We start from the raw sequence: 14,624 nt of genomic DNA, 5'->3' as shown, positions 1-14,624 counted from the left end.
CACCACCGGGGCGTTAAGAAGGGGCCCTTCCTTGCACCTCAGCGGGTGAGTACCCGGACCGCCTCGTGGACGTCGTCGGTGAGGTGGATGGTCTTCGCCAGGTCCCCGAACGGGGAGGCGGCCAGCAGCGGGCGCAGCAGCGCCTCCACCGGCAGCTCCCGGGTCCAGTAGGTGCGGTCGAGGAAGACGTACGCCCCGCTGTCGCCGTCGGTGCCGTAGAACGTCTTGGTCGCCGCCTGGAACACCTCCTGCACCGTCCCGGCGCGACCGGGGGCGAAGACGATCCCGCCCCGGGACAGCCGCAGGATGGTGTCCTCCCGGATCGCGTTCGAGAAGTACTTGGCGATCCGCCCGGCGAAGAGGTTCGCCGGCTCGTGCCCGTACAGCCAGGTGGGGATGGCCAGGCCCCCGCTGCGCGCCCAGTCCAGGTCCGGGCCGGCCGGCCGCTGCCGGGGGGCCACCGCCCCGCCCGCCGGCTGCGCGCCGACGCCGGCCCGGTGGCCGTACCGCTCGCGGACCGCCAGCGCCGCCGCCGTGTACCGGTCGTGGTCGGTGAAGTCGGGCGCCCCGGCGAGCAGGTCGATCGCGGTGGTCAGCTCCTCCACCGGGTGCGGGGCCAGGTAGGCGCCGAGGTTCGCCGCCTCCATCACCCCGGGGCCGCCGCCGGTCACCACCAGCCGGTCGGCCCGCGCCAACTCCCACCCGAGCGTGGCCGCCATCCGGTACGGCACGCTGCCGCGCGGCACCGCGTGCCCGCCCATGATCCCCACCACCGACTGCGGCCCGTGGGTGGCCAGCCAGGACCGGGTCGCGTCGGCCAGCGCGTTGTCCACCCCGTGGTCGTGCAGCCGCTGGGCCAGCGCCTCCTTCACCTCCGGCAGCGCGCCCCCGTGCGCCCGGAAGTGCTCGTACACCCGGGTGTCGTACATCCCGGCGAAGCCGCCCTCGGCGAACCCGGCCGCCAACTCCTCCGGGGTGTAGAGGTGCGAGGGCTGGGTCGGGTAGGGCAGGTCGGAGAAGGGCGGCACCACGTTCGCCCCGCGCCGGACCAGGTCCGCCCCGACCTCCCGGGAGGCGAACTTGCAGCCGATGAAGAGCGTCCCGGCGACCTCGATCCGGGTCAGGTCGGGCACCGGGTCCACGTCCAGGCGCAGGCCCTGCACGGTCAGCCCGGTCAGGCTGCCGGTGGTGAGCCGTTCGTCGAAGGCGGCCCGGGTCTCGATCTCGGCGGGGGCGGTGTGCGGCTCGATGATGTCCGCGGGTGGTGGGGTCGGCACCAGGCCATCCTGCCCGGACGGGTCAACCCGCCGCCGGTACCCGCGCCGCGCCTCTCCCGGCCCGGTCCACCGCGTGCCCCCGGCACCCCCGGAACGGGCCCGGCGGACCCGGGCCGGCAGGAGCCCGGCGGTGGCCACCGCCGGGCTCCTGGGTGTTCCGGTTCCTGGGGAGGCTCCGGACCTCCTTTTGTAGTCGACGGCGCCGACCAGCGGCATTGGTCACCGGTCGCGGGCCGATCAGCCGTTCAGGTGGGGCGACCCGGCCAACCCCCCTCGCGCCCCTGGCCGCGAAGCGGGTTGAATGGGGCGATGCAGAACCTGTTGCCGGAGCCCCCGGCCACTCTTCTCCCCGCCCACGCCGAGGCCGACGCCGCCCTGGCCGCCGCCGAGCAGGCGGCCAGCGAGGAGGCGTACGCGGAGGTAGCGGCCCGCTTCCCGACGCACAGCGCGGCGTGGGCGGTGCTGGGCAGCCGGGCCCTCGACGCCGGCCAGGCCGTCACCGCGTACGCGTACGCGCGGACCGGGTACCACCGGGGCCTCGACCAACTGCGCCGGAGCGGCTGGAAGGGGCACGGCCCGGTGCCCTGGTCGCACCAGCCGAACCGGGGCTTCCTCCGCTGCCTGTACGTGCTCTCCCGGGCCGCCGGTGAGATCGGCGAGGCGGACGAGGCGGCCCGCTGCGCGCAGTTCCTCCGCGACTGCGACCCCGCCGCCGGGGACGCCCTGGCCAGCAACTGACCGACCCGCCGGACCGGACGGCCCGTGCCCCTCGGACCGGCCCGTGCCACTCGGCCGGGGCCGGTCCGGGCCGGCAGGTCACCGCCCGGCACCGGCCCGGCCGGCAGGTCCACCCGGCCCGGGACCGGTCCGGGCCGGCAGGTCACAGCCCTTCGGCGACCGAAGCGGCGATCTTGAGCCAGGCGTCCCGGGTGGCCGAGGAGAGCCCGCTGTACCGGATCGGTTCCCCCGAGTCGATCAGCCGCTCGTACGGCGCGAGCAGTACCGCCCGGGTCCGCGCCGCGAAGTGCTGCTGGATCGCCGGAAGGTCGATCTCCTTGCGGGACGGCGGCATCGACACCACCGTCACCGCCTGCCGTACCAGCCGCTGCCGGCCGCTCTGCTCCAGGTGGTCGAGCATCCGGGCGGCGGTCTCCGCCGAGTCGTTGCGCGCCGACATGGTGACCACCAACTGGTCGGTCGCGTCCATGGCGGCCTGCCAGTTCTGCGCCCGGACGTTGTTGCCGGTGTCCACGAAGATCAGCTTGTAGAACCGGCTGACCACCTCCCGGAGTTCGGCGAACGCCGAGGCGGTCAGCATCTCGCCGCCGGTGGCCGACTCGTCCGAGGCGAGCACGTCGAACATGCCCTCACCCTGGGAGCGGACGTACTGCGACAGGTCGCCGACCCGGCCGTGGGCACCCTGGAACTGCCCGAGGTCGCGCAGCATGTCGCGCACCGTCCGGGAGTGGAAGTCCTGCTGGGCCCGCATCCCGAGGGTGCCCTGGGTCTCGTTGTTGTCCCAGGCGAGCACGTACCCGCCGCGCTTCTGCCCGAAGGTCATGGCGAGCAGCAGGATGGCCACCGTCTTGCCCGCGCCCCCCTTCGGGTTGACCACGGTCACCTGACGCAGGCCACCGAAGTTGCGCCGCACCATCTCGATGTCCCGCCGCAGTTCCTGCTCGTGCCGGCCCGGCGGCAACTTGACCAGACCGGTCTTGTTGATCACCGCACGGAAGCCGACGGTCGCCACCGGCTCGGGCGGCCGGATCTGCCGCCGCCGGGCGAAGTCCTCGGCCGTCGGCGGGGCCCCCGTCTCCGGCGTCCAGGCGGGCTCCGGGTACGCCTGCTGCCCCGGTACCGGTGGCATGCCCGGCTGTCCCACCGGCATACCCGGCTGCCCGACGCCCGGCTGCCACGGCGGCGGGTACCACCCGCCCCCCTGCTGCGGGACCGGACCGGGCGGCACCGGGGGAACCGGGCCGGGTGGCGCGACAGCGGTCGCCGGCCCAGGGCCCGGTACCGGCGGCACCGGGCCGGGCGGCGGCACGGTGGGCACCGGGCCGGGCGGGTTGAACGTCGGGGGCAGGGGACCGGGTCGCCGGCCTCCCGCCTCGGCGGCTCCTGCCTCGGTGGCTCCCGCCTCGGCGGCTCCTGCCTCGGTGGCTCCCGCCTCGGCAGTCGGCGGCACCGGCCCCGGGGCGGCCGGCTGCGGCGGCACCGCCCCCGCCCACCCGCTGGCCGACGACGGTGCTGGACCCGCCCACCCGCCGGCAGCCTGCGCGGCCCAGGGCCCCGGTGACGGCTGCTGCGGTACCGGTCCGGGTGGCTGCTGCTCCGGTCCGGAACCGTAGGGCGGGTGCTGCCCCGGATGCTGGTGCGCGGCGTGCAGGTGTGTTGGGTGCTGGTGCGCGGCGTGCTGGTGCGCGGCGTGCTGTTGCTCCGGGTGCTGTTGTGCGGGGTGCGCCGCGACCGGCTCCGCTCCACCCTGCTGCGGCGCGACCGGCTGCTGCGGGATCACCGGGCGGTGCCGGCCAGCCCGTGGTTCCTGCGGCACCGCTGGCACCGCCGGCGCGTCGACCGTCAGCTGCGGGTCGGCCGTCGCCTGCTGACCCGACGCCGCCTGCTGGTGGCCCGGCAACTGCGGCTGCGGCTGCGGGTGTGGTGGCTGCGGGGCACTGCCGTCGCGTACCGGCTCGGTGGTGGCGGCAGCGGCCTCACCGCGCCCGTCGCCGGCCGCCGTGCCCGCCCGCTGCGGCGGCTGCGCCCAGGGGGACTCGGGCTGCGCCCGCCCGCCGCCCCCCGTGCCCTGCTCGCCACCTCGCGCCGGACCCTGCTCGGCCGCCCGCATCGGGCCCTGCTCGCCACCTCGCGCCGGGCTCTGCTCCGCCACCCGCGCCGGGCCCTGCTCCGCCGCCTGTGCGGCGACCGCGTCCCCGGCCGGCGGCGCCGCCGCGCTGGGCTCGTCGAGCGTGAAGGGAGCGTTCAGGTCGACCGGCACCCGCTGCGTGGCCTGCGGCCCCGGTGCCCCGTCGCCTGCCGGGTGCCCGCCGGCCGCCCCCGCCGCCGCGCCGCTCGCCGGTACCACCGGGTCAGCCGGTACCACCGGGTCAGCCTGTGCGGCATGGGGCGGTGCCGGCGGGTCGGCCTGGGTGGCGGGATACGGGTGCGCCCCACCGTTGTGCGGTATCGGCGTCCAGCCCGCGTTCGGTGGCCCGGTCATCGCCCACTCCCCGGGCGTCCCGACGGCGGCGGCCTGCGTGTCGGTCCGACCACCGGTGCCCCCGGGCGGCGCACCGCCGCCGGCCGTGCCGGCCGTCGTGCCGTCCCCGGCGGTGTCGTGGCCGGGGACGACCGGTGGCCCCGGCGGCGGTGGCAGATAACTGAGCGACGGGTACGCGGTCGTGTCGACCGTGGGCGGCAGCTCCGGACCCCCGCCGGGCCAGTGTCCGTCGGGCGGCACCGGGCCGTCGGGCTCCGGGGGCCAGAGCGGCTCGATGTCCCGTTCCGGCGCCGGATGCTGGGCCGAGCCACGGATCCGGTCGGCGTTGTCGTCAGCCACGGTTCCTCCCCCACTCCTCCTGCCCGAGGATAGGCTGCCGGGCGGTACCGGGCCCGCCGACGGAAGCCGGCGTGGACGCCCCCGGTCAGCTCACCCAGACCGCCCAGGCACCGGGCTCGACCCACCAGGACCGCTTCCGGCTCAGTTCGGCCTCGACGCCGTCGTCGAGGTAGGGAACGCGTTCGTCGCGTGGGTGCACGGCCACGGCCCGCCCCCGTGCCCGGCGTACCTCCAGCCTGACCCGCTTCCTGCCCAACGCGCGTCGGGTGACCACGGGAACGGCCACGGCCACCTCGACCATCCCGTCGGCCGGGTCGGGCGTGCTGAGCAGTGCCACGTCGCCGAGCCGCGCGTACCCGCCGCTGTTGCCGATCGCGCAGGCGGTCAGCGGCTCGTCCCCGGTGCTGAGGACGATGTCGTCCACCTCGACCCGGCCGCGCCACGGCAGCGGGCGGCCCGTGTCGTCGGCGGCGCCGAGCAGCGCGCCGTCCAGGGTCACCGAGCCGCCGTCGTTGCGTAGCAGGTCGAGCCGGCGCGGGGTGCCGTCGAGCACCGCCGCCGCCACCGCCGCCGGGTCGCGGGGCAGCCCGAGCTGCGCGGCCAGGTCACGGTGCGTGGTGCTCCGGGCCGGGTCGAGCGGGAGTACGCCCACCGGCGGCAGGTCCGGCACGGTACGGTTCCCGGCCAGGTCGTCGGGGCGGCGACTCGGCGGCGGAGCGTACCGGCGGACCAGCCGGCGCAGCACGGCGCGCAACTGTGCGTCACTGGCGACCGCGACCACGAGCCTGGTCTTGCCGTCCGGGTCGGGCCAGGTGAGCCCGTCGGGGCGGGGCGGGCCGTCGAACCGGGCGAGGACCGCGTCGATCTCGGCGTCCGAGCGGGCGGTGACCGTCTCCACCCGGGCGCCCCGGGCGGTGAGCGCGTCCGTGCAGGCCAGCACGGGCACCCGGGGGGTCGCGCAGTGCTCCTCCCCGGCCACCCCACCGGTGCCCGCCCCCGCGTCGGCGGGGGGCGTCGTTCCGGTGTCCGGGTCGGGGGCGTCGGGGCGGCCACCGCAGCAGGCTCCGTCGCTGCCGCACCCGCCCGGAGCCTTCCGCTCCGAGTCGAGGGTGAGCAACACCACGTCGTACACGGTAGGAGCCTCCCGCTTCCCGTCGCGACCCCTGCCGGCCACGCCGTTATTACTTGTTAACCTGATCCCCCGGGCTCGCCAACCGGTCGCCACCTGGCACCCGAGCCTTCTGGAGGCGGAAAAGATGCCAGCGATCGTGCTCATCGGTGCTCAGTGGGGCGACGAGGGCAAGGGCAAGGTTACCGACCTGCTGGGTGAGCGGGTCGACTACGTCGTGCGGTACTCCGGCGGCAACAACGCCGGCCACACCGTGATCACCCCTGACGGGCAGAAGTACGCGCTGCACCTCATGCCCTCCGGGGCGCTGTCGCCCGGCGCGATGATCGTCATCGGCAACGGGGTGGTGGTGGACCCGAAGGTCCTGCTCTCCGAGATCGACGGGCTCGCCGAGCGGGGGGTCGACGTCTCCCGGCTGCGGATCTCCGGCGACGCGCACCTGATCATGCCGCACCACCGGGCGCTGGACCGGGTGGTCGAGCGGTACCTCGGCTCGTCCCGGATCGGCACCACCGGCCGGGGCATCGGCCCGGCCTACGGCGACAAGGTCGCCCGGATGGGCATCCGGCTCCAGGACCTGCTCGACCCGGGCATCCTGCGCAAGAAGCTGGAACTGGCGCTGCGCGAGAAGAACCAGCTCCTGTTCAAGGTGTACAACCGCAAGGCGCTGGACGTCGACGCGGTGCTGGAGGAGTACCTGGAGTACGCCGAGCGGCTCAAGCCGTACATCGCGGAGACCCGGGCGATGCTCTGGGACGCCCTGGACCGGGACGAGATCGTCCTGCTGGAGGGTGCCCAGGCCACCATGCTCGACATGGACCACGGCACGTACCCCTTCGTCACCTCGTCGAACCCGACGGCGGGCGGGGCGTGCGTGGGCGCCGGCATCCCGCCGACCGCGATCAACCGGGTGATCGCGGTGAGCAAGGCGTACACCACCCGGGTCGGCTCCGGCCCGTTCCCCACAGAGCTGTTCGACGACAACGGCCAGCACCTGCGCACGATCGGCCACGAGTACGGCACCACCACCGGCCGGGAGCGGCGCTGCGGCTGGTTCGACGCCGTCGTCGCCCGGTACGCCTGCCGGCTCAACGGCGTCACGGACCTGGTGATCACCAAGCTCGACGTGCTCACCGGCCTGGCCAAGGTGCCGATCTGCGTCGGGTACGAGATCAACGGCGAGCGCTTCGACGACATGCCGATGACGCAGACCGACTTCCACCACGCCACTCCGGTCTACGAGGAGCTGGACGGCTGGTGGGAGGACATCAGCAAGGCGCGTACCTGGGACGACCTGCCGGAGAACGCCCAGCGCTACATCCAGCGCGTCGAGGAACTGTGCCGTACCCGGATCAGCGTCGTCGGCGTCGGCCCCGGCCGCCAGGAAAACGTCACCCTCCACCCCCTCCTCCCCTAACCCCCCACCCCCCCACCCCCCCACCCCCCCACCCCCGCCCCCCCGCCCCCTCCCGCCCTCCCGCCCTCCCCCTCCCGCACCGTTGATCATGGAGTTGGCGGCACCTCCCGGCCCGGGAGGTGCCGCCAACTCCATGATCAACACCTGTGCCCGGCTGGTTGTCCACAGGGTTATCCACAGGGGGTGCGGAGGGTGGGGGTGGTGGGTCAGCGTGGTGGGCCATGGGGGTCGAGGATGGGATCAGGGGGTTCGCGGGACGGCAGGACGGGCTCGTCACGCGGGCCCAGGCCCGGCGGGCGGGGCTCAGTCGGCACGACGTGGACAATCTGGTCTCGTCCGGCAGGTGGCGGCTCGTGGCGCGGGCGGTCTACCTGACCGACGCACGGGACCGGGGTGCGGTGTCGCGGCGGTGCCGAGTCCGGGCCGCCGTGCTGTCGCTGGGGCCGCACGCGCGGCTGGTGTTCGACACGGCAGCCGAGTTGCACGGGATCGCGGGGCTGCCGCGCAGCGACGAGATCCACGTCGGCCTGCCCGGTCGGCACGCCCGGATCGCCCGGGTCAGTGACCCGGCCATCGTCCTCCACCAGCTCGAACACCCGCCGGGCTCGGTGCTGTCGGTGGCCGGAATCCCGGCCACGGTACCCCTGCGTACGGTGGCCGACGTCATCCTGAGGGTTCCCCGCTTCCCGGCGGTCTGCGTCCTCGACTCGGCGCTGAACCAGCGGTTGATCACCGATGACGACCTGGGGGCGGTCGGCGCGCTGCTCAGGGGCCGGCGGGGCGCCGTGGCGGCACGGCGGTACCTGGCCCAGGCGGACGGCCGGGCACAGTCGCCACTGGAGACCCGTGCCCGGCTGCGCTGCGTGGACGGCCGGGTCCCACCGGACGTCCTGCAACTGGCGGTCCGCGACGTCGACGGCTACCTGCTCGGCATCGGTGATCTGGGTTGGCGTCGGGCCAGGGTGATCGCCGAAGCGGACGGCAGAGGGCCGCACGACACGCCACGGGCGATCTTCGCGGACCGGCAGCGTCAGAACCGCCTCGTCGGCGCGGGCTACACCGTCCTGCGCTTCACCTGGTCCGACACGCTCTCCCCCGACTACATCCCGCACACCGTCCGGGCCGCCATCGCCGCCGCCCGACTCCGTTGATCATGGAGTTGGCGGAGCTCTCCCGCCACGGGATGCACGCCAACTCCATGATCGCCGCGCGGGGCGCGCCGCGCGGGGCGGGGGGAGGGAGGGGAGGTGGGGAGGGTGAGGGGGAGGGGGGTGGGGTTGGGGGGTGGGTAGGATGCGTCGGCGTGCGGGTACTTCTTCTTGGTGGTGGGGGGCGGGAGCATGCGCTCGCCCTGGGGCTTGCCGGTGATCCGGGGGTCGAGGGGCTGATCGCGGCGCCGGGTAACCCGGGGATCGCCGATGTCGCCGAGTTGCGGCAGGTCGACGCCACCGATCCGGCGGCCGTCGCCGCGCTGGCCGTGGAGGTCGGCGCGGACCTGGTCGTGATCGGCCCGGAGGCGCCGCTGGTCGCCGGGGTCGCCGACGCGGTACGCGCCAAGGGCATCCCGGCCTTCGGGCCGAGCGCCGAGGCGGCCCGGCTGGAGGGCTCCAAGGCGTTCGCCAAGGAGGTGATGGCAGCCGCCGGTGTGCCGACCGCCCGCGCGTACACCTGCGAGGACGCGGAGAGCACGGCGCGGGCGCTGGACGAGTTCGGCGCGCCGTACGTGGTGAAGAACGACGGGCTGGCCGCCGGCAAGGGGGTGGTGGTCACCGAGGACCGGGCCGCCGCGCTGGCACACGCGCGGGAGTGCGGCCGGGTGGTGGTCGAGGAGTACCTCGCCGGCCCGGAGGTGTCGCTCTTCGTGGTGACCGACGGCGAGGCGGCGGTACCGCTGCTCCCGGCACAGGACTTCAAGCGGGTCGGTGACGGCGACACCGGGCCGAACACCGGCGGCATGGGGGCGTACACGCCGTTGCCGTGGGCGCCGACCGGCCTGGTGGACGAGGTGATGGCGAACACCGTGCACCCGACGCTCGCCGAGATGCGCCGCCGGGGTACGCCGTTCGCCGGGCTGCTCTACGTCGGGCTGGCGATCACCGCCGCCGGCCCCCGGGTGATCGAGTTCAACGCCCGGTTCGGCGACCCGGAGACGCAGGTGGTGCTCGCGCTGCTGGAGACCCCGCTGGGCGGGCTGCTGCACGCCGCCGCCACCGGCACCCTCGCCGACCACCCGCCGCTGCGCTGGCGCGGCGGCGCAGCGGTCACCGTCGTCCTCGCCGCGCAGAACTACCCGGGTACGCCGCGTACCGGTGACGTGATCACCGGTGCCGACCAGCCGGGGATCATCCACGCCGGCACCCGGCGGGGGCCGGACGGGGAACTGCTCTCCTCCGGCGGTCGGGTCCTCTGCGCCACGGCCACCGGCGCGGATCTGGCCGCTGCCCGCGACGCGGCGTACGCCCTGGTCGACGGGGTGACGCTGGCCGGGGCGCACCACCGGAGCGACATCGCCACCGGCGCGGTCGAGGGGCGGATCACGATCCCGGGTTGAGCCCCGACGGGGCAGCCGCCTGTCGTGCCCGGCCCCCCGCTCCGCGTGCACCCCCCTCCGTGTGTACCCCCCGCTCCGTGTGCGCCTGTCCGCGGATGCGGCAGCGCGTCGACGAACGCCGCAGGGGACACCGGGGCGAACCCCGCACCCCGACGCACCGCCATCCGCGTTTCCGCCTGACGGCGGGATCGGGGAGGCGGAGCTGCCGCCGGGTGGGTGACTCAGGTGACTCACCGGGTGCGGAAGGCCGCCCACTCGGCCACACCCGGCAACGAGCCGTCGGCGATCCGGTCGGCGAGCCGGCGGACGAAGGTCAGCTCGGCCTCCTGGATCGCGAGCTGGTACTCGTCCTCCACCAGGAACACCTCGGCCACCGTCGCCGTGCCGGGCTGTTCCCGGAAGGTCCGTAGCTGCGCGCGGGCCTGCTCGACGGACTCCTCCAGGTGCCCGATGCGCAGCCGCAGGTGCGCCAGCACCTCCCCGGGTGGCAGCGCGGTCATGAAGGTCAGCCCGGCGCTGAGCAGCGGGTACTCCTTGGCCGGCTGGCTGAGCAGTTCGCGGAGCCAGTCGTGCAGCTCGGCGCGGCCGGCGTCGGTGATCCCGTACACCGTCCGCTGCGGTCGGCCGCCCTGGCGACTCTCCCCGATGGGCACGATGAAGCCGGCCTTGGCCAGTGCCTCGACGACGGCGTAGAGCGAGCCGAAGTTGAGTTTGACGGCCGAGTCGTGGTGCTGCTCCCGCATGGTCAGCGACATCTCGTACGGATGCATCGGGCGCTGGCAGAGGCAGGACAGGACGGCCAGGGCCAGCGGGTTGCCCACCTTGCGTCGTGGCATCAGGAACCTCCCGGCTGAGTGTTCCACCCCGGCCAGCCACGTACCAAAGCCGCCGGCCCCGCCCTGCGGCGCCCGCCGTCGACCGACGATTGCTCTAGTTCGAGTATTCTTGTCAGAATATTGGTATGACCCACCGTCATCGGGCAGATCCCAAGCGCGTCCTGATCATCGGCTGCGGCATCGCCGGCCCGGTGCTGGCCATGTTCCTCAAGCGGGCCGGCCACGTACCCGTGATCCACGAGGGCAGGCCGGCGCGCCGGAGGCCCGGTACACCGGCGTCGTCGACTGCGGCGGCTTCACCCGCACCCCGGCCGCCGGCCCGCCCGACGGGGTGATGCGGATGACCTTCGGCCGCCGGGGCTTCTTCGGGTACCAGGTGGCCGACTCGGGCGAGGTCTACTGGTTCGCCAACCAGGCCGAGCGGGAGGAGCCCGACCGGGACCGCCTGGCGGCCGTCCCCGACCGGCAGTGGCGCGACGAGTTGCTCGCCCGGCACGACCGGGACCACGCGCCGATCGCCGAGATCCTCCGGTCCACCACGGGACCGATCGGCCGCTGGCCGATCCACGACCTGCCGAGCCTGCCCCGGTGGCACCACGGTCGGGTCTGCCTGGTCGGCGACGCCGCCCATGCGACCTCGCCGCACGTCGGGCAGGGCGCCTCGCTGGCCATGGAGGACGCCGTCGTCCTGGCCAAGTGCCTGCGGGACGTGCCGGAGACCGGGGCCGCCTTCGCCGCCTTCGAGAGCCTGCGCCGGGGACGGGTGGAGCGGCTGGTCAAGGCCGCCCAGCGGACCGGCAACCAGAAGGTCCCGGCCACCGCGCTCGGCCGGGCGGCGCGGGACGTGGTGCTGCCCCTCTTCCTCCGGCTCGGCGTGCGCGCCAACGAGCCGGTCTACCGCTACCGGGTCGACTGGGACGAGCCGATCGTCGAGAAGGCCCGCGCCTAGCGTCCCGATGCCGGCCGGGTCACCGGTACCGCCGACGGGCGAGGATGGCGGGCGCGCCGGACGCCGCCGGGGCGGTGGTGCGTGACGGGCCGCGCCGGGCGTGCCACCGCACCGCGAGGTGGCACGCCCGGCGGGTTCCGTGGTCGCCCGGACCGGCCGGGACCTTCGCCCGAGCGGTCGCCTCCCGGGCCGGACCTGATACGGGAAGGGCCGGGTGCGAGACGGGCCGGCCCGTCAGGCCGGGGGCGTCAGGCCTTGGGGATGTCGAACAGGTTCGCGATGTTGGCGGCCAGGCCCAGGTCGCCCTTGGCCTTCAGCTTGCCGGTCATGAACATCATCACCGGGTTGGCGCCGCCCGAGACGATCCTGATGAACTCGACCGGACCCATGGTCAGGCTGAGCTTCGGGTCGTGCTGCGGGGGGTTGTTGACGGTGCAGGCGCCGTCGGCGATGACCACCTCGTAGGTGTCCGTGCCGCCGTCGGGCCGGCCGGTGATGCCCCAGTGGATGACGGCGTTGGTGGTGCCGGCCTTCTCGGGGCGGAACAGCGACGGCATCCGGCCGAAGACCTCGTCCAGGACCTTGCCGCGCAGCTCGCCGGACATCACCTCGGCGATCTTCGCGTCCGGCGTGGACTTGACCAGCGTGGCGAACTCCTTCGGGCCGTAGTTGGCGAAGGCGGCCGGGTCGAAGTCAGTCATCAGGGTAAGCACCTCTCGCGATGGGGCCGACTTTAGTTACTCTAGCGTAACCTTACGCACGAGTAGGTATGCTCGCAAGGTGTCCAGCTCGCCGACGTTCCGCCGCCTCCCCCGAGCCGTACGCGAGCAGCAGATGCTCGACGCCGCCGTCCGGGTCTTCTCCCGGCGCGGCTACCACGCGGCCAGCATGGACGAGATCGCCGAGCTGGCCGGCATCTCCAAGCCCATGGTGTACGCGTACCTGGGCACCAAGGAGGAGCTCTTCGTCGCCTGTCTGCACCGCGAGGGCACCCGGATGCTGGAGGCCATCGCCGGGGCCGCCGCCCCCGACCTGCCCACCGACGAGCGGCTCTGGCGAGGGCTGCGGGCGTTCTTCGGCTTCGTCGGGGCGCACCGGGACGGCTGGGCCGTGCTCTACCGGCAGGCCCGTGGCTCGCAGCCGTTCGCCGGGGAACTGGCCGCCATGCGTACCCGGATGGTGGAGGTGGTCGCCGGGATGCTCGCCCACGCCCTGCGCGCCGACGGCCGCGAGGTCGGCGAGACCGACCTGGAGGTCGTCGCGTACGCCCTGGTCGGGGCGAGCGAGTCGCTCGCCGACTGGCTCGCCGACCACCCGGAGGCCGACCCGGAGCAGACCGCCACCCGGATGATGAGCGTCGCCTGGCTCGGCGCCGCCCAACTCCTCGCCGGCACCACCTGGCCCCCACCCGAGGTGTAAGGAAGGGCCCCCTGTTAACGCTTCCGGTAGAGGAGGGGCCCCTTCCAAACACCCGGGCACCCCGCCACACGGAGGGATGTCAGGGGGGTGGGTGAGGATGCCCGCGTGCTTGACGGACTTGACACGGTCGACTGGGCCCGGCTCGGACACGCCTACGGGTCGGCCGGCGACGTGCCCGACCAGATCCGCGCCCTCCGCTCGCCCGACCCCGAGGTGCGGGAGCGGGCGCTCGGCGCGCTGTACAGCAACATCTTCCACCAGGGCATCCGGTACGAGGCGAGCGCGTACGCGGTGCCCTTCCTGCTCGAACTGCTCGCCCACCCGGACACCCCGGAGCCGGAATGGGTGCTCGCGCTGCTGACCTCGCTGGCGGTCGGCTACGACGAGAGCTTCCTGCCCGACGGCGTACCGGTCGCCGAGTACCGCCGCGCGGCCGAGGGCGGGCGGGAACTGCTCGCCGCCAAGCCCCCGCCGTGGACCGGCGACGACGAGGACGAGAAGGAGTACGTCGAGTACCACTACGTCGAGTCGCTGACCGAGGCGGACCAGGGCCGGCTGTGGACGTACCTCGGGCTGGCCGTGTACGACGCGGTCCGGGCCGGGGTGCCGCTGTTCCGTACCCTGCTCGACCACCCCGACCCGGGGGTACGGGTCGGCGCGGCGTACGCCCTCGCCTGGTTCCCCGAGGAGGCGGCCGGCAGCCTGCCCGTGCTGGCCGCCGTGGTGGCCCCCGACGGCGGTGCCGCCGGGCTGGTCCGGGAGCCCGTCGAGGTGGCGACCGCCGTGGTGGCGGCCGGACTGCTCGGGGCCGCGCCGGAGGTCGGGATGCTGGCCGACCCGCGCCCGTTGGTGCGGTGGGCCGCCGCGGTCGCACGGGCCCGGGTGCTCGGCGCGCAGGCGGACCCGGCCACGGTCGGCGAGCTGCTGACCTGGACGACCGCAACGTCGGTGCCGTCCTCGTCCGGATCACCGACCGGATCGCCGGGGCCGTCCGACACGTCCGACGATCCGGACGAGGACGGGCCGTCGGGCCGGGCTGGCGGTCGGGCGACGGTCGAGGAGGAGATGCCGTTCCTCAGCGGTGACCTGGGTGGGTACGCCGGGCTCGCGCTCCGGCAGCTCGGTCCCGGGCACGAGGACCGGGCGTTCGACGCGTTGCTCGTCCGGTTGTCCGCCGTCACCGGCATCGAGGCGTTGACGGTGACGACCGAGGCGCTGCGGCTCGCGTTTCCGGACGGCCCGGTGGCCGGGACACCCGCGGCGGAGCTGCCACCCCGGCAGCGGCGGCTGGTCGAGGTGCTGGCCCGGTCGCCCGAGGCCTGGCTGTTCGGCGGCAACCTCTTCGGCAACGTCGCCAGTTTGCTGACCGACCACGGGTTGCCCGGCACCCGGCAGGGGATGCTCGCCTACCTGTCCGACCAGCCGCCGTCACCGCATCCGGCGGCGCGGCAGACGACCTGACCGACGACCGGCCCGGCCGACGACGG

At 74.6% G+C, this 14,624-nt stretch carries 11 protein-coding genes and 1 pseudogene; 7 read left to right on the top strand and 5 right to left on the bottom strand.

Annotated elements, in window-relative coordinates; genetic code table 11:
- Positions 1-38: 38 nt before the first annotated feature.
- Entirely contained in the window at positions 39-1,277 is a 1,239-nt protein-coding gene (locus ACQUFX_RS24860) for an LOG family protein (RefSeq protein ID WP_428962682.1), read from the bottom strand.
- Between the two features lie 309 nt (positions 1,278-1,586).
- On the opposite strand from ACQUFX_RS24860, the gene ACQUFX_RS24855 reads away from it, so the two are divergent.
- Positions 1,587-2,015, top strand: a complete 429-nt coding sequence (locus ACQUFX_RS24855) for a DUF3151 domain-containing protein (protein WP_428962681.1) — start codon at positions 1,587-1,589, stop codon at positions 2,013-2,015.
- A 142-nt stretch (positions 2,016-2,157) separates the two neighbouring features.
- On the opposite strand, the pseudogene ACQUFX_RS24850 reads toward ACQUFX_RS24855, so the two are convergent.
- A pseudogene (locus tag ACQUFX_RS24850) lies at positions 2,158-3,567 on the bottom strand (MinD/ParA family ATP-binding protein); the annotation flags it as partial.
- A gap of 1,354 nt (positions 3,568-4,921) precedes the next feature.
- Positions 4,922-5,968, bottom strand: coding sequence for a diacylglycerol kinase family protein (locus ACQUFX_RS24845; RefSeq protein ID WP_428962680.1), 1,047 nt, complete (start codon positions 5,966-5,968; stop codon positions 4,922-4,924).
- A gap of 124 nt (positions 5,969-6,092) precedes the next feature.
- Here ACQUFX_RS24845 and ACQUFX_RS24840 point away from each other — a divergent pair, with 124 nt between their 5' ends.
- The 3 genes from ACQUFX_RS24840 to purD all read left to right on the top strand — a co-directional run bounded on the left by ACQUFX_RS24840 (position 6,093) and on the right by purD (position 9,933).
- The gene (locus tag ACQUFX_RS24840) at positions 6,093-7,382 is read left to right on the top strand and encodes an adenylosuccinate synthase (RefSeq protein WP_428962679.1); all 1,290 of its coding nucleotides are present in this window, start codon (positions 6,093-6,095) and stop codon (positions 7,380-7,382) included.
- A 221-nt stretch (positions 7,383-7,603) separates the two neighbouring features.
- Complete coding sequence (locus ACQUFX_RS24835; RefSeq protein WP_428962678.1) at positions 7,604-8,533, top strand: type IV toxin-antitoxin system AbiEi family antitoxin domain-containing protein; 930 nt, start codon at positions 7,604-7,606, stop codon at positions 8,531-8,533.
- Positions 8,534-8,685: 152 nt separating this feature from the next.
- Positions 8,686-9,933 carry a phosphoribosylamine--glycine ligase gene (gene purD / locus ACQUFX_RS24830; protein WP_428962677.1) on the top strand — a complete coding sequence of 416 codons (1,248 nt, stop codon included), beginning with the start codon at positions 8,686-8,688 and terminating at the stop codon, positions 9,931-9,933.
- Between the two features lie 230 nt (positions 9,934-10,163).
- On the opposite strand, the gene ACQUFX_RS24825 is transcribed toward purD, so the two are convergent.
- Positions 10,164-10,769, bottom strand: coding sequence for a PadR family transcriptional regulator (locus tag ACQUFX_RS24825; RefSeq protein WP_428962676.1), 606 nt, complete (start codon positions 10,767-10,769; stop codon positions 10,164-10,166).
- Positions 10,770-11,109: 340 nt separating this feature from the next.
- On the opposite strand from ACQUFX_RS24825, the gene ACQUFX_RS24820 reads away from it, so the two are divergent.
- Positions 11,110-11,718, top strand: a complete 609-nt coding sequence (locus tag ACQUFX_RS24820) for an FAD-dependent monooxygenase (protein WP_428962675.1) — start codon at positions 11,110-11,112, stop codon at positions 11,716-11,718.
- A 248-nt stretch (positions 11,719-11,966) separates the two neighbouring features.
- Here ACQUFX_RS24820 and ACQUFX_RS24815 read toward each other — a convergent pair whose 3' ends face one another.
- Positions 11,967-12,419, bottom strand: coding sequence for an SCP2 sterol-binding domain-containing protein (locus ACQUFX_RS24815; RefSeq protein WP_428962674.1), 453 nt, complete (start codon positions 12,417-12,419; stop codon positions 11,967-11,969).
- 79 nt (positions 12,420-12,498) lie between these two features.
- Between ACQUFX_RS24815 and ACQUFX_RS24810 the strand changes: the two genes are divergently transcribed.
- A complete protein-coding gene (locus ACQUFX_RS24810) occupies positions 12,499-13,137 on the top strand; it encodes a TetR/AcrR family transcriptional regulator (RefSeq protein WP_428962673.1) in 639 nt (212 codons plus the stop codon).
- A gap of 105 nt (positions 13,138-13,242) precedes the next feature.
- Positions 13,243-14,598: a hypothetical protein gene (locus ACQUFX_RS24805; RefSeq protein ID WP_428962672.1), complete on the top strand. Its 1,356-nt coding sequence runs from the start codon at positions 13,243-13,245 to the stop codon at positions 14,596-14,598.
- The last annotated feature ends 26 nt before the right edge of the window (positions 14,599-14,624 follow it).

The sequence above is a fragment of the Micromonospora fluostatini genome (assembly GCF_050410825.1).
Taxonomy (GTDB): Bacteria; Actinomycetota; Actinomycetes; order Mycobacteriales; family Micromonosporaceae; genus Micromonospora; species Micromonospora rosaria.
Note: the sequence above shows the minus strand (reverse complement) of the source record. Positions and strands in the feature narration are given on the sequence as shown.